This is a genomic window from Cupriavidus yeoncheonensis (assembly GCF_905397275.1).
GTDB lineage: Bacteria > Pseudomonadota > Gammaproteobacteria > Burkholderiales > Burkholderiaceae > Cupriavidus > Cupriavidus yeoncheonensis.
Genome location: NZ_CAJPUY010000020.1, coordinates 38,267 through 56,251, shown reverse-complemented (window position 1 = coordinate 56,251; position 17,985 = coordinate 38,267). Strand labels below are relative to the sequence as shown.

General features: G+C 55.6%; 16 protein-coding genes. 9 read left to right on the top strand and 7 right to left on the bottom strand.

What is annotated here, in order from left to right; all coding sequences use genetic code 11:
- Positions 1-2 precede the first annotated feature (2 nt).
- From KHO22_RS24345 to KHO22_RS24335, 3 genes are all read right to left on the bottom strand, one after another.
- A complete protein-coding gene (locus tag KHO22_RS24345) occupies positions 3-1,424 on the bottom strand; it encodes an aldehyde dehydrogenase family protein (RefSeq protein ID WP_211949748.1) in 1,422 nt (473 codons plus the stop codon).
- A gap of 144 nt (positions 1,425-1,568) precedes the next feature.
- On the bottom strand, positions 1,569-3,191 hold the full coding sequence (locus tag KHO22_RS24340) for a GMC family oxidoreductase (protein WP_211949747.1): 1,623 nt from the start codon (positions 3,189-3,191) through the stop codon (positions 1,569-1,571).
- Between the two features lie 9 nt (positions 3,192-3,200).
- A complete protein-coding gene (locus KHO22_RS24335; RefSeq protein WP_211949746.1) occupies positions 3,201-4,184 on the bottom strand; it encodes a Bug family tripartite tricarboxylate transporter substrate binding protein in 984 nt (327 codons plus the stop codon).
- 441 nt (positions 4,185-4,625) lie between these two features.
- Between KHO22_RS24335 and KHO22_RS24330 the strand changes: the two genes are divergently transcribed.
- Positions 4,626-5,483 carry a LysR family transcriptional regulator gene (locus tag KHO22_RS24330; protein WP_211949745.1) on the top strand — a complete coding sequence of 286 codons (858 nt, stop codon included), beginning with the start codon at positions 4,626-4,628 and terminating at the stop codon, positions 5,481-5,483.
- Positions 5,484-5,564: 81 nt separating this feature from the next.
- On the opposite strand, the gene KHO22_RS24325 is transcribed toward KHO22_RS24330, so the two are convergent.
- On the bottom strand, positions 5,565-6,479 hold the full coding sequence (locus KHO22_RS24325; protein ID WP_211949744.1) for a LysR family transcriptional regulator: 915 nt from the start codon (positions 6,477-6,479) through the stop codon (positions 5,565-5,567).
- A gap of 193 nt (positions 6,480-6,672) precedes the next feature.
- Here KHO22_RS24325 and KHO22_RS24320 point away from each other — a divergent pair, with 193 nt between their 5' ends.
- Together KHO22_RS24320 and KHO22_RS32615 are read left to right on the top strand one after the other, a co-directional pair.
- Positions 6,673-7,803 carry an MFS transporter gene (locus tag KHO22_RS24320; RefSeq protein WP_211949816.1) on the top strand — a complete coding sequence of 377 codons (1,131 nt, stop codon included), beginning with the start codon at positions 6,673-6,675 and terminating at the stop codon, positions 7,801-7,803.
- A 22-nt stretch (positions 7,804-7,825) separates the two neighbouring features.
- Positions 7,826-8,389 (top strand): cyclophilin-like fold protein, encoded by a 564-nt coding sequence (locus KHO22_RS32615; RefSeq protein ID WP_230426995.1) that lies wholly within the window; start codon positions 7,826-7,828, stop codon positions 8,387-8,389.
- A 519-nt stretch (positions 8,390-8,908) separates the two neighbouring features.
- Here KHO22_RS32615 and KHO22_RS24310 read toward each other — a convergent pair.
- Positions 8,909-10,084: an SAM-dependent methyltransferase gene (locus KHO22_RS24310; RefSeq protein ID WP_211949743.1), complete on the bottom strand. Its 1,176-nt coding sequence runs from the start codon at positions 10,082-10,084 to the stop codon at positions 8,909-8,911.
- A 162-nt stretch (positions 10,085-10,246) separates the two neighbouring features.
- On the opposite strand from KHO22_RS24310, the gene KHO22_RS32905 reads away from it, so the two are divergent.
- The 6 genes from KHO22_RS32905 to KHO22_RS24280 all read left to right on the top strand — a co-directional run bounded on the left by KHO22_RS32905 (position 10,247) and on the right by KHO22_RS24280 (position 16,718).
- Positions 10,247-10,648, top strand: a complete 402-nt coding sequence (locus tag KHO22_RS32905) for a transposase (protein WP_211949742.1) — start codon at positions 10,247-10,249, stop codon at positions 10,646-10,648.
- A gap of 918 nt (positions 10,649-11,566) precedes the next feature.
- Positions 11,567-12,952 (top strand): radical SAM/SPASM domain-containing protein, encoded by a 1,386-nt coding sequence (locus KHO22_RS32900; RefSeq protein ID WP_211949741.1) that lies wholly within the window; start codon positions 11,567-11,569, stop codon positions 12,950-12,952.
- 250 nt (positions 12,953-13,202) lie between these two features.
- A complete protein-coding gene (locus tag KHO22_RS24295; protein ID WP_211949740.1) occupies positions 13,203-14,024 on the top strand; it encodes an aKG-HExxH-type peptide beta-hydroxylase in 822 nt (273 codons plus the stop codon).
- Between the two features lie 5 nt (positions 14,025-14,029).
- Entirely contained in the window at positions 14,030-15,232 is a 1,203-nt protein-coding gene (locus KHO22_RS24290; RefSeq protein ID WP_211949739.1) for a JmjC domain-containing protein, read from the top strand.
- A gap of 20 nt (positions 15,233-15,252) precedes the next feature.
- Positions 15,253-16,188: a hypothetical protein gene (locus KHO22_RS24285; RefSeq protein WP_211949738.1), complete on the top strand. Its 936-nt coding sequence runs from the start codon at positions 15,253-15,255 to the stop codon at positions 16,186-16,188.
- A gap of 38 nt (positions 16,189-16,226) precedes the next feature.
- Positions 16,227-16,718, top strand: a complete 492-nt coding sequence (locus KHO22_RS24280) for a GNAT family N-acetyltransferase (RefSeq protein ID WP_211949737.1) — start codon at positions 16,227-16,229, stop codon at positions 16,716-16,718.
- A 453-nt stretch (positions 16,719-17,171) separates the two neighbouring features.
- Here the strand turns inward: KHO22_RS24280 and KHO22_RS24275 are convergent, their stop codons facing one another.
- Both KHO22_RS24275 and KHO22_RS24270 read right to left on the bottom strand, forming a co-directional pair.
- On the bottom strand, positions 17,172-17,417 hold the full coding sequence (locus tag KHO22_RS24275) for a hypothetical protein (RefSeq protein WP_211949736.1): 246 nt from the start codon (positions 17,415-17,417) through the stop codon (positions 17,172-17,174).
- The gene (locus KHO22_RS24270) at positions 17,414-17,848 is read right to left on the bottom strand and encodes a hypothetical protein (protein ID WP_211949735.1); all 435 of its coding nucleotides are present in this window, start codon (positions 17,846-17,848) and stop codon (positions 17,414-17,416) included. Before KHO22_RS24270 ends, KHO22_RS24275 begins: the two co-directional genes overlap by 4 nt.
- Between the last annotated feature and the right edge of the window lie 137 nt (positions 17,849-17,985).

Sequence of the window (17,985 nt, the reverse complement as noted above, 5' to 3'; positions counted from 1 at the left end):
AATCAGGCGCAGCCGATCATTGCCTTGACTTCCAGGTATTCCTCCAGCCCGAACACCCCCATTTCGCGCCCGTTGCCGGACTGCTTGTAGCCGCCCATGGGCACCACTACGTTGCCGCCAGCCCCATTGCAAAAGATGCGGCCTGCGCGCAAGCGCTCGCCGACGGCGCGGGCCTTCTCGGGAGTGGATGCGAACACATAGCCCCCAAGACCGTACTTTGTGGCGTTCGCGATCTCGACTGCTTCGTCGATCGTGCGGTACGAGATCACCGCCAGCACCGGCCCGAAGATCTCTTCCCGCGCAATCGTCATATCAGGGCGCACATCCGCAAACACGGTCGGCCTGACGTAGTATCCGCGCTCCAGGCCCGCGGGGCGCCCGGGACCACCACAGATGAGCCGCGCCCCTTCCTCAATGCCTTTGCGAATATAGCCCTGGATGCGGTCGAACTGCGCCTTGTTCACCACGGGGCCCAGATTGGTGGCGGGCTCCTTCGGATCGCCCACCACGAGCTTCCGCGCTTCGGTCGACATCAGGTCCAGCACCTGTTCAGACTGGCTTTCGTGAACCAGTATACGTGTTGGCGCATGGCAAGACTGTCCCGAGTTGGCATAGCCACGCGCAATGGTGAAGCGCGCCGCAGCGTGCAGGTCAGCGTCGGGCATGATGATATGGGCGGACTTGCCACCCAGCTCCTGGCAGACACGCTTGACGGTCGCGGCCGCCGCCTGTGCTACCAGGATGCCGGCTCGCGTGGAGCCGGTGAACGACACCATGTCGACGTCGGAGTGGGTCGAGAGAGCGTTCCCGACAACCGCGCCGTCGCCATTCACAAGGTTGAAGACCCCACGGGGTAGCTCCGCCTCGTGCAGCACTTCCGTGATCAGAATCGCGCTCACCGACGTATATTCGCTGGGCTTCACCACGACCGTACAGCCCGCCGCGATCGCCGAGGACAACTTGGTGCAGATGGTCTGGATCGGCCAGTTCCACGGCGAAATGAGGCCGCAGACTCCGATCGGCTCGCGACGGATGACGTCGGTGCCAAGCATGCGCTCGAATTCATAATCTGCCAGGACTGCGGCGCCCTGCTTGAACTGTTCCACCGCGGCACGGGCGTGGCTCACCGCGCTGACCGGCGTTCCCATCTCCTGCGAAGCGGCCAGCATCAGATCGGCTTCGCGCCTCTGCATGACCTCGGCAATTCGGTTCAGCAGGGCGATCCGCTCCGCCTTGGTCGTGGCGGAGAAGGCCGGGAAGGCCTGGCGTGCGGCTTGCACGGCGCGATCGACATCCTGATCATCGCCGAGAGTGACGCTCGCAAAGGCTTGTTCTGTGGCGGGGTTCACCAGTTCGAACGTGCTGCGCGAGCGGATGGGATCCACCCATTCACCATCGATGTAGAGCTTGGTGTATTGCTTCATATCATGATCCTTTTCGCCTTATGCGCACGTCACCCCTTCTCCAGGCTGACTGATGGACACCGAGCTGCACATGACTGCCGTGCGTCTGAGCAGAAGGAGCTAGACCGCTGCCGACTCCCAGTCAGTCGAATCTGGGAAGCGTCGTCAGTTACCCATTGCCGAATCGTGGTCGGCCAGAATCAGATCGGCCGCCTTCTCGCCGATCATCAGACAGGTCGCGTTGATGTTCCCAGAAGTGATTCGGGGCATGATCGACGCGTCCGCGACGCGCAAGCCGGTAACACCCCGAACCCGCAACGAGGCGTCTACCACCGATTCGGCATCGCTGCCCATCCGGCATGTGCCGCACGGATGGTAGATGGTGTTCGCCTTCTGCCGAACGTAGTCCAGAATCTCATCGTCTTTGACGACTCCTGGACCCGGCTGGTACTCCTCCGCAATCACGCCATTCATGGGCGCAGTGCGCAACACCGCTCGCACTGTCCGCACGGCATCGATAAAGAACCGCTTGTCGTCCTCTGTCGCGAGATGATTCGGCCGAATGGCCGGCGGGCTTGCCGGCGCAGCGTCCCGTAACTCGACCACGCCGCGACTGCTGGGCCAGGACTGCGTCACGGAAACTGTGAATGCCGAGAAATCGTGCGGTTGCTGGCCGATGCCGGGTACGCTGAAAGGCATCATAAATGCCTGCGCATCCACGTACGGCAGCCCGTCCCTGGACCTGAAGAACATGCCGGCCTGCGCTGAAGCGAAAGCCAGCGGGCCCGTGCGCTGCACCAGGAACCGTGTTCCCATCAACCCCCGTCGCCACAGGCTGCGTAGGTCATCGTTGACGGTGATGCGCTTGCGCGTCTTGCAGATAATCCGCACTGCCAGATGGTCCTGCAAGTTTCTGCCGACCTCCTCCCGCGCGGCGACAAGGTCGATGCCATGCGCAAACAGGTGCGTTTGGGGGCCGATCCCCGACAGCATAAGCAATTGCGGTGTGTTGATCGCGCCGGCACAAAGTACCACTTCCCGGCGCGCACGCGCCTGCCTAAGCGTGGCGCCGGCCTTCCTAAAATTGATACCAACCGCCCTGCCGCTGTCGAACACAATGCGCTCAACGTGCGCCCCTACCTCGACGCGAACGTTCCCGCGGCGTCTGGCCGGTCGAAGCGCTCCGATGGCGGAATTAGACCGCAGCCCCCTTCGCACCGTGTGGTCGTACAGTCCGATACCGTCCTGCCTGATGCCATTGAAGTCATCGTTGCGTTCGAGTCCGAAGTTCACGCCAGCGGCGATGAAGTGGTCGCACAGCACCGAATGACCGCGCGGCCGCGACACGGCTACCGGCCCGCCTTTGCCGTGCAGGTCCGTATCGCCTAGGTAGTGGTCCTCGGAGCGCTTGAAGTAGGGCAGGACATCCGACCAGCCCCAGCCGTCACAGCCGGATTCGCGCCACTGCTCAAAATCTTGCAGTTGCCCGCGCACATGGACCATGCCATTGATGGCACCGCAACCTCCGACGACCTTGCCCCGCGCCATGTACAAGCGACGATCGAACAATTGCGGAACCGGTTCCGTGTGATATGTCCAGTTGACCGCCTTGTTCATGATTGTCTTGCCGACGCCCAAGGGAATATGGATCCATGGGTTGCGGTCCCAGCCACCCGCTTCCAGCACCAGCACCGTGAACCTCCCGCTCTCGCTCAAGCGGCTAGCGACAATGGAACCTGCACTACCGGCTCCAACAACGATGAAATCGAACTCCAGGAATGCTGTCATGGCGCCGCATCAAGAGTTGGTAATCTTCACGGTCTTGCCCACCTCCTTCCACCTGGGCATCTCCGACTCGATCAGGCGCCGGAAGTCCAGCGGCGAACCGAACGCGGGCCGCATGCTCACCGTCGTGAGTTTCCGCGCCATTTCAGGCGTCTGCGCGATCTTCGTAAGGGCGTCGTTCAGTTTCTTCACGACGGCTGGCGACATGCCCGCGGGCCCGACCAGGCCATAGAAGAGATAGGTTCCCAGGCCCCTGACTTCCGGCACATCACTCTCGTCAAGCGTCGGCACATCAGGCAACTCCGCAAGGCGCTGTGGACCCGTGACCGCGACTGCGCGAATCCTCCCGTCCTTGACGAATGGCGTCGAAAACGTGGTAATTGCCATGGCGAAATCCAACGTGCCTCCGGTCAGCTCACGAGCCACTTCCGCGTCGCTCTTGAACGGGACATGAACCATCTCAATCTTTGTCAGAAGCCTGAACTGCTCAGTGAGCAGGTGATTGGACGACCCGATACCGGCCGATCCATAGTTCAGCTTTCCCGGATGCTGCTTGGCGTAGTCGATCAACTCGCGCACCGAATGTACGGGCAGGCTGGGCTTGACAACATAAAGGGCCTCGACCTCGGCTACACGCGAGATGAATGTAAGTTGCTTGAGCGGGTCGTAAGGCAGGTCTGTCCGGACACCCGGCCCACGCACGAGGCTGCTGGCACTGGTCATCCAGAGTGTGTAGCCATCGGGGGCCGCACGGGTCAGAGGCAAGGCAGCAAGCAGTTCCGAGGCGCCGGGCTTGTTCTCCACAACGATGGGTACGTTGAGAAGTTCTTGCAGTTTGGCGGCATACACGCGAGCCACGGTGTCCACGCCACCGCCGGCAGCGAAGCCAACGAGGATCCGAATCGGGCGCGCGGGGTAGTCCTGGGCGTTCGCTCCCATGGCAATCGCAGAAAAACCAACAATGGCCAGGACTCGAAGAACGGTTCCAACACCCATGAATGTCTCCTTAGGTATCTTCTTTTTTTCGAAGTTCTACGCAAAACGCCCACCGCCTGGAAACGTGAAGAACACTTCGGCGCCATTTCTTAATCGGGCACTCACCCATGCGAGCGCGTGCTCAAGGTCCGTCCATGTGCCACCGTGCATGCGCTCGGCGTAGAAGGCTGGCTTTCCAAAAGCACGTCGGAAGCCGATTTTGCAGATCGTCCAAAGCCCGATCCGATGCCTCCTTGATGAAATCGTGCACAATGCGAGGACATCTTAGATTTCGGATGGCCACACACTCTGGGGCGCAAACTTGAATCTCCTTCAAGCGCAGCTTGTAAATCCGAGGATCCGTTATAACGTGTCGAGCCCTTCTCGTGATCAAGGACTCTCGTGGGAAGAGCCCGTCTGAACGGATTGACTGTCATCGGATAGCCGGATGACAATGTCCCGATGCTAAATCCAGTTTGGATTCAAACATTTGCTACTGCGGCGACGGCTCGTAGCTTCACGGACGCCGGGCGCCAACTCGGCCTTTCTCAATCGTCAGTCAGCGATCACATCCGCCGACTGGAACAGAGCGTGAACCGGCGGCTGTTCGTGCGCGACACCCATTCCGTGTCGCTGACGCCGGACGGCGAAGCGCTGCTGGTTCATGCTCGACTGATTCTCGAATCGCTGGCGCGCGCCGAGTCGCAGTTCAGCACGCCCCGGTTACAGGGCCACGTTCGGCTAGGAACATCCGAAGACCTTGCCCAGGGCCCTCTCCCCAATTTGCTGGCAGCGTTCCGGGCTACGCACCCTGACGTCGAACTCGAGATCACGATCGCCATGACCAGCAAGCTTTACGAGGGGATCGAGGCCGGCACGCTGGACCTGATCGTCGGCAAGCGCCGCGAAGGCGAGCGCCGCGGCGTGCCGCTGTTCCGGGGTCAACTCGAATGGCAGGCGCGGGCCGGTACCGTGGTGGATGTAGCACAGCCGCTGCCCCTGATTTTGGTTAACGAGCCGAGCGTGACTCGCTCGGTGGTGCTGGACGCTCTGGCCACAGCCGGCTGGCGTTGGCATATGGTCTGCACCAGCAGCAGTCATTCCGGCTGCATCGCCGCGGCCCGCGGAGGGCTCGGCATTACGGTACGGGCGAAGAATTTGACGGGCGGCGGCCTGGTGCCTCCCGTTAATCTCGATGCTTTGCCTACGCTACCGGAGATCGAGTTCATTACGTTGGCGGCGCGGCGCCTGACCAAGCCGGCCGAGACGCTCCTGCAACTGATCCGCAAGAGCGAACTGCGCGCGGCGCGCGCGGATTGAAGGTAGAGCACCGGCTTTGACTCCGAGCCTGGGCACAGATCTGAACGGCGCGATGCTAGAGAACCCAGAAAGCCGCGATAGCTATCGCCTTCTTGAGCCCGTCGGACTCGCCACACGCAAAGCATCGACAACCAGCGAAAACGCCGGCGAAGGCTGTCGGCGGCTTGGGTAATAGAGGTAATAACCTGGGAACAGCGGGCACCAGTCTTCCAGGACCCGAACCAGGCGCCCCTCCTGAAGATGCGGAGCAAACTCCTCTTCGGGAAGAAACGCAATACCCAGACCCGCCAATGCCGAGTCCACCATGCTCGGAGACGTGTTGAAGATGAGTTGCCCTTCCACCCGCACGTTCAACGGCTGGCCACGCCGCTCAAAGTCCCAGACGTAGAGTCCCCCCGCGGATTGCATGCGCTGGTTGATGCAATTGTGTTTAAGCAGGTCGTGGGGGGTCCTGGGGATCGGATGAGCCTCGAAGTACGCGGGCGAGGCTGCGACCGCCATACGCAACTGCGGCCCGATCGGGACGGCGATCATGTCCTTGTCGATGGTGCCGCCCATGCGCACACCCGCATCAAAGCGGTCGGCGACGATGTCCCTGAAGCCATAGTTGATATCGAACTCAACATGGATGTCGGGATACTCGCGCAACACTGGCGTGAGTTTGGGTAGCAGCGTTGTCCGAAGGACATGCTCGCCGCAGGTAATGCGCACCGTGCCGGCTGGCTTGTCCCGCATCTCCGTCAAGGCATCCAGTTCCGCTTCGATTTCGTCGAAGCGATGGCCGATGGCTTTCAGCAGGCGCTCGCCAGCGGCTGTTGGCGAGACACTACGCGTGGTGCGCGTCAGCAGCCGGATATCAAGCCTCGCCTCCAGTCCGCTGATGGCCTGACTGAGTGCCGATTGAGTCACACCCAGCAACGAAGCGGCGCGCGTGAAGCTCCCTTCGCGGGCGACCGTCACAAACGACAGGAGATCATTGAGGTTACGTCTGACCATGACGCAGTTTCCCATGGGGCGTTGATTAGCACATCTTATATCCCCTTTAAGCATTCATTAGCTAGTCACGATGGCATCCGTGCGCGAACATCAGGGAATGAAAAAGTTAGTAACGTTGAATATGAGCTCGCACGCCGCCCCCTCTCAACATGAGGCCGAGGCCCAGCCCGCATACTGGAGCGGCGTCTTTGCAATGTCGCTGTGCGTCTTCGCATTGATCGCTTCCGAATTCATGCCCGTGAGCCTGCTGACGCCGATGGCGGCCGACCTTCATGTCACCGAAGGGACGGCCGGGCAAGGCATCGCGATCTCCGGCGCATTCGCCGTATTGACCAGCCTGTCGATGGCATGGATTGCCGGCAACATGAACCGCAAGACGCTATTGCTAGCGCTGACGGCGTTGATGGCTCTGTCCGGCGCAGTAGTCGCGCTGGCTTCGAGCTACCTGATGTACATGATGGGTCGTGCACTCATCGGAGTGGTCATCGGAGGTTTCTGGTCCATGTCGGCGGCAACGGCCATGCGGTTAGTCCCGCCGGCTCAGGTACCGCGCGCGCTGGCAATCTTCAATGGGGGCAATGCGCTGGCGACGGTAATCGCCGCGCCGCTGGGCAGCTATCTCGGCGCGGTCATTGGTTGGCGTGGCGCCTTCTTATGTCTGGTGCCGGTGGCCGCGATCGCTCTGGCCTGGCAGTGGGCCAGCTTGCCGGCGATGACGACTCATGACCGTTCGCCGGAGTCCGGCAATGTCTTCAAGCTGTTCAAAAGCCGGTCCGTCGCCCTCGGCATGACCGCATGCGGTGCCTTTTTCATGGGCCAGTTCGCCCTGTTCACATACCTGCGTCCGTTCCTCGAAACGGTAACGCGCGCCGACATTTCCACGCTGTCCCTCGTCCTGCTCCTCATTGGCGTGGCCGGCTTCATTGGCACCGCTCTGATTGGCACGTTTTTGAGGAGAGGCCTGTATGGAACGCTGATTGCCATTCCAATTCTGATGGCCGTGATCGCCCTCATGCTGCTTCCCTTCGGAACCTGGATCATCCCCGTTGCTGCGTTGCTTAGCATATGGGGACTGGTGGCCACCGCGGCCCCGGTAGGCTGGTGGAGCTGGATCGCCCAAGCGATGCCGAAGAACGCGGAGGCCGGCGGCGGGCTCATGGTAGCGGTCATCCAACTGTCCATTGCCTTGGGCTCGACTGTCGGCGGCGTACTGTACGACCACAGCGGCTACCAAAGCACCTTCGCGGCGAGCGCGGGCGTACTAGTGTCCGCGGCCGCTTTGACCTTCCTGACCTCACGTTCGCAAGCGCCAAAGGCGGCCTAAGCGGCAGCGCAAGGAGAGCGCCATGACCGTGATCCGCGCTAGCGCCCGCACCGGCGGCCAGCGGCCTATCGCCATCAGACCTCAACGTCGCGGGATCCGAGGTCCAGGGGCGCTGAGCGGGCTGGGCTTGCTGCTAAGCTTATTGATGTTTGGTACGTGCGAAGTTGGCCAGCCTTCGACGTCAAGTACTACCGCCGCTGCCTCCCATACCGCCGCAGCAGCGAGAAAACCGGAGGAATCACGCGTGTGGATGACCGTGGGTGAACATCGCTTCGCCATCACCTTGGCGGACAACGCTGCCGCCCGTGCGTTCGCTGCACTCTTGCCGCTAACGCTCGACATGACCGAGCTCAACGGCAACGAGAAGTACGCCCAATTGCCCAACACGCTACCCACCAAGGTGAGCCGCCCGGGAACGATACGCAACGGCGACCTCCTGCTGTACGGCTCGGACACCGTAGTCGTTTTCTATTTGACATTCAACTCGACGTATTCATATACGCCCCTCGGTCGCGTAGACAACCCCGTCGGCCTGGCCCAAGCGCTCGGCCCGCGCGGTGTTCGGGTTGTGTTCTCCGCAAATTAGAGCCGGGACTTAGCGCAGTTACGCCGACCGTTGGTGCAACGACCACGAGCTTCCGTGGGAAAGACGGCAACATGTCCGGGTCTTATCACTAATTGTTTCGCTAGCCGGTCAGTGCGGGCCCTTTGTCCTGCCGAACCACCCGCCTCTGCGAGCGATGCCGCCGCAAGCTGCCCTTGCGGTCTTGCTCCTTCCTCCGCCTGAGGAATCCAGGTCCAACCTTTTTTCACCTTCCTCACGCCAGGTATTGTGATAAGTTTTCTTATCACAATGCCTGCGCAGCGGATTCAAACTGGACGCCGTCGAGTCGCGTCCATCCCGACTTGGTCATAGACCTCTGGTTTCTCAGTCACACTGAGGAGGCCCGCTGTACAAAGGGCTGCGCGGAGCGTGATCGCCGCCCTCCCCCCCGTTGGCCGGGTTCGGCCACATTGAGTCAGTCGCCCGCGCATTCTCGGTGACCGAGCTGGCACCGAAAAACGGCCACCCCCTTTCCAAAGACCAATGACCGCAATAAATCAGTCAACCGTCATTCGCGTTCTGGGAGGCCACAAAAATATTAAGAAGCTCTTCGTTTAAAGGTGCTACATTGATTGGCGGAACATACATGGTTGTAATCCCGTTGATTTTCACAGAATGAAGATCACTCAATTTAACAACATCCACCCGCGGTGCACATATAGAAAATTGAGAGGCCTCATAAAGCACCACGTAATGTTCAGCCGGATAGAACTCAATGAGTCGATTCAGTAGACGCGGATAATGTCGCCCATCGAATCCTTTAAAGCTAAAAGAGGAATCTCCAACGCACCCAATCTGAAGCAAAATTAACCCAGCGGTTGTATCTGGGCATTTATTTCTAACCATAAAATGAGTGGCCTCATAGATTTGGCAGCCATCCCAAGAAAGATCAATACCAAGGTCTGCGATGAGACAATCTACACACGATGGCCCCGGACACATCCAAGCCTCGTACCCTTCTCTTCGGGCCTGCCTGATAGCGAGATGTGCAGGCTTCACGAGAAATCCAGCATGGCCATAGAACGCGGCGCCGACTCTTTTTCCGGCGCGCAGTTCCTCCATTATTGTTTCCGCCATCTCATTGTACGTGATACCGCGAAGTTTTCCGTCACCATAAAATCGATAGAGATTATCAACATTATCATTGAGTCTGCGGATTGCGACCTCGGTAGCCGGGTCCGCCACGCAATAAAGAACGACATCTGCCATTCGAAGATAACGCGACGCCTCATCCGTTAGATGTGAAGCTTTGATTCCGGTCCCGACAATGACCAATGAGTTCGCCTTTTTATCAGAACAATCTATATTTCCTGCTATGAGGCCGTCACTACCTATATGATTTGTTGAGGGACCAAATTCTCGCATCCCTGACGTCGTCATGAAAAGTCCGCCAGGCCCCTCTTCATCGGTCGCGCCATATTCATGCTCTGGACCAATCTCTACATGCGCATGCTCAACATCAGGAGACTCGATAGAAATTTCGTCTATTTGCTGATTCGTAAGTCCGCCAAAATGTGCTTGATATTTTATGACCGCTCTTTTTCGAGTAAGAATAGCCTTTTTATCTGCCGCAGACAACTCTAGATCATTCATATAAGCGACAGGATTACTTTCGAATGCGGCGAGCCGCTCAGGATCAAGAAGCTTCAGAAGCTCGTTGGCTAGTCTTTCATTCATGTCACCGACCTCCAAATTAGAATTGTCGATTCGTTTGAACAAACCTATTTCACATTTCGGCTGCAAGATACAGAATTATTAACAACGCTTCGCAATATTATTAGTTCGTGGTGACCAGAACTTCAAGCAACCGCGACAGATATGGTGTGAACACGGTGAGCGTTGCGGACCCGCCCAGCTCTACTTTTCGTCAGCATTGATGGCGATGGCACGTCTCTCAAAGGCTGCACAGCCCCGCCCAATGAAGTCACTGAAGGCCTCCGCTACGATCCCTCGAACGGCCCAATCCGCGAACTAGTCCGCGATCTGGACGAATCCCCCAGGGTAAGGGCGTACAAACGCAGAGGCGCCAGGAAAGTTGCCGCCGCCTTCGACGAAGGCTATGACCTATTCCACGTAGTGGCCAAGTGCGGCCGGGAAGTCATCTACCGGGTGCGGCTGGTCGAAGCCAGCCGGCTGCGCGGCGATCGCGCTGCGCGCAAGGTCGTAAAGTCCTCACACTGGTTGCTGCTGCGGAATCGGGAGAACATCACCCGAGAGGCCGACCAGATGCGCTTGAAGTAATCGTGGCGGCCAACCAGGCGCTGAAACCGTCTAAGTGCTCTAGGATGACATCAAGGCGCCGTGGAGCTACCGGCATCGCGCTACGCCCACCGGTTCTGGCAAGGCTGGTACGAGCGAGCCCTGAGCAGCGGGATCGCACCGCTATGCCATTTTTCCCGCAAGCTCAAGCCTATTTCGCAGGCATCCTCGCCCATACCCGCTAGCCGTTGGGCAATCTGTTCGAGGGCATCCACGCCCGGATCAAGGTCATCAAGCGCATGGCCTACGGCTTTCGTGACGACACCACTTCCTCCCCAAGATCCGGGCCGCAGCTCCCGCAAGGAAACCTAATAATAGACCCGTTGGGAGGTGATTCTTTACCTTCGCACTCGATCCAACAACCCAAACGGGTTATAACTTCTGTAAGAATATTTACTTCTGATCTAGACAATTCTTGTCACGACATTGAAGCAATTCGGAGAACTTTGTGACGGATCAGCAACCAGTAAAAATAATCTACGACGCGACCCTAGACATGTTTAACGAACCCGCCTACAAATAGTTCCACAACAAGCAATTCACCCGCGTCGGGTGATTTTATGGAGTGAAAAAATGCCAGGCGACGATCGTGCACACGTAAAAGCGGCTCTTGTAGCTGCACATGCAGAATTGGCAAAGGCAATCGCAAGGGTGGACACGGCTAGTCCGGCTCAACTTGCGGAATTGAGGGTCGGAGCTCGCCAAGCTGCAGCTTTCGTAGACTTTAACAGTGGATGTGGAGCAGCAGCGCATGCGCCGGAAGATTTGATGAAAAATCTAAAAGGATAGTCTTCTTCAAAATTTCCACAACATCAGGGCTTGCGTCAGGCCCTGATTATAATAACTCTAAAAAAAACATAACTAAATTCATATTTCTCACCATTTATCCGGATTAAAGAAATGCTGCCACAAATAACTAACCGGACAAATGGCCAGGAAACCAGGTACATTTTATCGCGTTACATAGTTGCCACCGACCCGGTACTGGATAAAAATACCAATACAACGCATATCATTATTTTCTCTACACGCTCTCTACGTGCGCTGTTGGTGTCCCCTTCGGTTTGGAATTCTATTAGCTCTACGAATATAGAAACTTTAGACAAAAATATACTCGAGGTACTTCTAGCAGCAAAAATTATTGTTTCGCCCGAGGATAACGAACTCGAAATAATCCTGCAAAGGAATCGAGCTGCAATCGCATCAAGCCAAACACTGTATGAATGTCTGCAGCCAACGGCCCTTTGCCAACTCGGTTGCGATTACTGTGGCCAATCACATCGACCAGATACTTTATCGCACAACGATCAAGACACAGTAGTTGAGCGGATAGCAGGGCGCTTACGACAGGGGTCCTACACTACGTTGGAAATCGGCTGGTTTGGGGGGGAACCACTGTTGGGGATGAATGCAATTAGACGACTTACCCCTTTACTTCAGAACGCCTCTTCGTTGCAACAATGCAAATATCGGGCTCGTGTTGTCACGAATGGTTTGAGACTATCCAAGGACATAGCAACGGAATTGGTTTGCGATCTTGGAGTGGACGAAATTGAAGTCACTCTCGATGGGCCCGCCGACAGTCACGACGCCAGGCGGCATACCAAGGGAGGCAAGCCAACATTCGCGCGAATCTTTGAAAATGTCGAATGGATAGTAAAATCGAGTCAACTACCGGTTAATGTAACGATCAGATGCAACGTTGATCGGAGAAACGCCGATTCCGTTTCGCGACTAATCGATCAGTTAGCGGATCTTGAGTCTCAGGATCGCATGAGTCTGTATTTCGCTCCGATTCATTCATGGGGCAATGATGCAGATGCACTTTGCCTCTCACGTGAAGAATATGCGCACCTTGAAATGGAATGGTTGTCACACGCGTACTTTCGTCGATTCTCCCCGCCATTGATGCCGGGTCCAAAGCCAATAGTTTGTATGGCTGTAAATCCCCATGCCGAACTTATCGATCCGTTCGGGAACGTTTTCAATTGCACGGAAGCTCCCATGGTGCCAGCGTATGGTGAGATTAATTTTTATTCTCGAGGAACCGTGCGTATTCCCGAAGAATCGCCCCATGCGGTCCGCCTCGGCGCATTTCTCGATGACATTGCAAAAGGCCGATTTGACTGCGCGAGTTGCCCAATGCTTCCCGTTTGCGGGGGGGCATGTCCAAAGCAATGGAACGACGGACACATTCCCTGCCCCTCTGCCAAACTAAATATCAAAGATCGCCTTATTCTCGCGTGGGCCTTCAGTCGCATTGACCATGATACGCACTCCACGTAGCGGTCACGAGGAGACTTCATTAGCTCTCCTAAGCTGGTCGCCCCGATCGCTCCAAGTTCTACGGAGACTACGCCATGTACGCCTTACGTATGTGGCCCAGCAAATCTCAGTACGTCTTATCACCTATGGCGACTCAGAGCTCCAGCGCTGTTGGGAAAATCTACCACTTTGCGCAGTCGAGCGCATACTACGTTCACCCGCCGTCTGCCAAATACTACGCAACGAGGGAAGTAACATTGAACTTGAGAAATTGATTCGCGCCGAATTCATTCTCGCGAGCGCCCCGGAATATCGGGTCGCCAGGTGGTGCGCACTCGGAGAAACGTGGCTGGACATTGAATATCCACCGGGCGATGAGAAAATATTTCTATGCCCAGTTAATGGTCGATTGAAAGGTCCTTCAATTAGGCTCGGGATCCCAATTGACCTTTCGCTTCCTCAGAGAATTTCTTATCCCAAAGCTGGACTTCACCGCCCACAAAATCCTAACTGCGCGGACATGGCGCTCATAGTAAATCGTTTAAATCAAGCAGTTGAAATTGTAGAAAATATTTCAAAGGTATGCGTTTTATCGGTCAAAGAACTCGTCAGCAATATCGTATTGAGAACAGATAGGTTACATCCTTTCGCGATGCGTAGCGCGAGTTCAGCCGCGGCACTTGGCAGGACAGTCATAGTAAATGCGCAATGCGGCAATGTCGCATCATTGGCAGAAGCATTAGTTCACGAGGCAATCCATACCGCCGTAAGCATCGTCGAACTTAACTGCCCATTGTTGAGCGACCCAACCGCTGGCGAAAAGGCGATTATAAAGTCGCCCTGGACCGGAAGTGAGTTGCCCCTTCACGCGTTTTTGCACGCGTGTATGGTCTGGTTCGGGTTACTCAATTTCTGGAGATTGTCTCAGCGAGGGACGACCATATTTCCCCACGCTCGTTCCCGTGTTCAAGAAATCGAAACTGGTTTTGCTCGATTGGAACTAAAATCATGCGTTAATTCCTACGCGAGTATTGTCAGTATTAGTGGGGTGAAAGCAATCGAACGCATCTCCGAGTCAGTTTTTCTAGGGTGATTGGAATGGACAGATCTTCTGGTATCGATGCAATTTCCAGGCTTATCGCTCCGTGCTCGCTTGCAGAATTTTCAGAGCGTTACTGGCAACGTGACGTCCTCGTTTTGCACAGAGAAAATCAGTCATATTACGATGAGATAATCACCATTAATGACATAGATGATCTTATTTCTTCGCTTTCAATTCCTACGTCACACATAGACGTTGGTAAAGATGCCGTGGGAGCCGCGAAAGACTCCTATAGTAGAGGGTCCTATATTCGACCGTCGGATGTTCTTCGACTACATCGTCAAGGCCAAACTATCATCTTGCGGGCACTTCATTTATGGAATTTGCCAGTGCGGCGGCTTTGTGATTCTGCTGAAGCTTTCTTTCATAATACATCGCAAGCAAATCTATATATGACGCCACAAGACACCAGAAGTTCATATCCTCACTGGGATGCGCATGACATCTTTGTTCTTCAAGTCGCTGGAAGTAAGCGATGGGTTCTGTATGAATCACCTCTTCAACGCCCGCTATACACGTATGAGTTCGATGCGGAACGGCACGAAGTTGGCCCGGAGATCGGCGAATTCACTCTTCACGCTGGAGACATCGCTTATGTTCCCCGTGGGGTTATTCATAACCCAATTGCGACCGGCTATTCGGTCCATATCGCACTTGGAGTGCTAGTCAAAACATGGGCTGACGTTTTCGCTGCAATGTACGAGGATATCACGAAAGGAAATCCAAATATTCGCGCAAGCTTACCAATAAAATTTGGCAATCACGAATATGATATGGAAAAATGCATGTCGGAATTCAGTGGCTTGGCGGCGGCATTTACTGATCCTTCCACTATGCATTCGGCAGTGAACAAAATTTCCGCGCGAGTCGAAGCGAATAGATGGGTAGATACGAAGGGTATGTTTATAGACTTCGCCACACCACAAACTATCACGCGGGATTCTATTGTGGAACTTCCCGCGTTCGCCTCGGCAGCTTTATCGATAAAGGAGGATAAGTGCTATGTTACGTTAAACGGGGTCGATCTCGTCGTGCCGTCGGTGCTCGCTTCTGCGCTCGACTTCATTAAAAAAGTACGACGATTTTCAGTGCACGAGATACCGGACATGAGCCTCGCAGATAAGATATCGCTCGTTACCCGCCTCGTCGAAGAAGGTTGCCTGCGCTTATATCGAGACGATCATTCTCCGTCAAACTAAGAACGAGAGCGAGAGTGACTATGATCGAGCTTGAAAGCCTGTATGGGTTGACGACAATATGCCAAAGTGTCGACGTCGCATATCCGCATCAAATTTTCAGAGATCGATTTGCCGATTTGATTTCAAAAATTAAGGAAGCGCGATTCGACACGCATGATCGCGTTGCCGCTGATCTGGTCTACGAAAAGGGGTACCGCGGACTTTTGGCTGCGAAGTCGAGCCAATTGGATGAGGCGGTAATTTGCTTTTCTGAAGCGGAATCTCTAGGTATTTGCGTGAGGGGGCGGGAAGCCAGCCTCCTAGTGCAATCGCTACTTTTGGCACAACGATCTTATTATTTATATCGCCAAAATGAATTTCGAAATGCAATACGCGATCTTAAATATTCTTTTTCTAACGATCTCGCTCTTGAAAATGACGCTGCTTACTCATTTTTGAAAATTCACAGAATCCAACTGCTGCACAACCTCATCAGAATCGCCGCGAGATCTGGAAATTGGAATTATTCTATAGCTTTAGGTAAAGCGTTACTTGACTATCTTGAAATGCCTAATGAAGAATTTCTGAATGAGCTTGATCCGCCGTGGAATCGCGGATGGAACGGAGGGTTCTACGACTTGTCTGTCGAGCTTATTAGTTCTATGCACGCTCAAATCGCAGAGGAAGTTCTTAAAATCCTGGAATGTGTCGCATCCGAGCCTGAAAGGAATGCTGAGATCATATCAGTCCTTTCGACACTCGCTCCGTCACGGGATAGAAATATCGGCAGTCAGGCCGATTTGTGGACTATCTTCGAGACCGCATGGACGAACGGTGGCGCTCCCGATGCAATAGTTTCAGCGGCGACACCCATTCTCCAACATGGCCCCTCTCCAAGTGCGCCACTTTGGCGTTCGGTAGCAGTCCGCACACTAGGGATGCTGGAGGTAATGGCAGGCGAGTTTCCCAGTCCATAAAGCGTGCCGACTGAGTGTTCTGATATCCGGATCGAGCCGTGATTACAACCAATTTTAATCGTTTTGGAATCATCGTCAACCAGGCAAGTCGTAAAAAGCACGCGAGTTTTATTAGTTCCGCGCAACGCGAGACGTCGACGATTAGCTTCGCTCGACGGCTAACACGACCGGAGTGGGAAACCCTCAGAAAGCGGCTTTTGGCTGCCATTGATGATCCGAATAATTCAGTATGCGTTCTAAGTAGAGACGGAAAACTCGTTGGTTATTATTGGATAGAGATTCGTGATAGTGCCATCGCATTTTTATTAGATTTTTATTGCTGCCCAAGTGTACGTGGAAAAGGCGTTTCGAATTATATGTTTGATGTGATGTGCGAAGACGCTCGATCCCGAGGGTCGACAGAACTTAGACTTGCCGTTTCTGAGCAAAATGTTCCAGCACGACGGCTGTTCGTCAGCAAGGGAATGCTACAAAACGATGTCGAAGAACGGGAAGGTCGCCGTTGGTTTGAATTTCTACTTTCATTATAGAAATTGTGTCGACATAGAATTTCACGCTATCGATTAAAGCAGTCAACAAGAATTTACAACTAGAGCTGCGATGGAGTCCGGTATTCCCCAGAATGTTAGTATGGATCAAATCAAACACCGTTTCAAAACAGCGGTTTATCGTGCCGGCGCGCGGACTCCTCAATTGAACAGGAGTTCATTAACGTTCCTTCAACTAAGGGGAGGCACGAGCTGTTCTTAGATGGAAGACAGCAAGAAGGAGAATTTGTGTAGAAGTGCAATGGCGTAGGTCCGTTGTTAGCCTAGCAGCCGTCGTAGCCGAACTCGGGCCGAACGGCAGAACATCGGCCAGCTCGGCCCATCGACCAGAGTAGACGAATGACTCAGAAGGGTCGGTCAGAGACGGCCACAGTTCGGCAGTGGTCGACCAGCAGAGACTGGCCATTAAGGTAGCCGTCGCGAAAAGTCCATGCGTTAGTCCATCCGCAGGATCAGTTGCGCAACAAAGTCGACCTCGGCGAGATTGGCGTTGTCCACAATGCGCTGAGCGGTCTGCGGCCGCTGCGCTTTGAGCGCGAGCCACGCCGAGTGGGAATTTCGATCGCCGGTCAGTGCAGCCCCTTGGTCCAGCCAAACCGCCCGCTTCTCATCGGTGAGGCAGTGATACCAGGCAAGACCGGCAACCATCTCGCGCGCGGCGGCTGCCAAGCGATCGTTCATCGCTGGCCAGCCAGGAAGTCGTCCCAATCCCAAGCAAACGCCATCCCTGCTCCGGGGGTGCCTGAGCCACGCAGGTTTTGCTCAAAGAAGGTCCGGGTCGGTTCTGGGATTTCATCCAGGTGAACAATCCGCATTCCGCCATCGAAGGTATGAACTGGCACCTGCGGCAGTTGCGGCCGTGGGGGCAACTCCTCCTTTCCCGTCAGCGCGACCGCGATGCTGCGGGCAACCAGGTCCCACACGCTGGCGGACCAGCGCGGATAGTCCTGCAGCGCGCCGCTCCAAACTTGATCAGGAAACAGCCCTTCTTCCATCTCGACCTGGTAGTCCGCCAGAGCGCCAGAACGAATCCGACCAATGTCGGCCGTGGCCAGCGTCTGGCGGCCCTGCACGCGGCCACCTGGAAGCAATTCGACGGTTACACGCAGCATTTGCGTCCTCTCCCGTGTTGGTTACTGCCAGGTAATCTGATCCGGACAAATAGGCCCGCATCGCCGGCTCGTACTCTTCCGTGACCTCGCGCCACCACAACACTGTATTGCCGCGACACCATAGACCCCATGCCAGA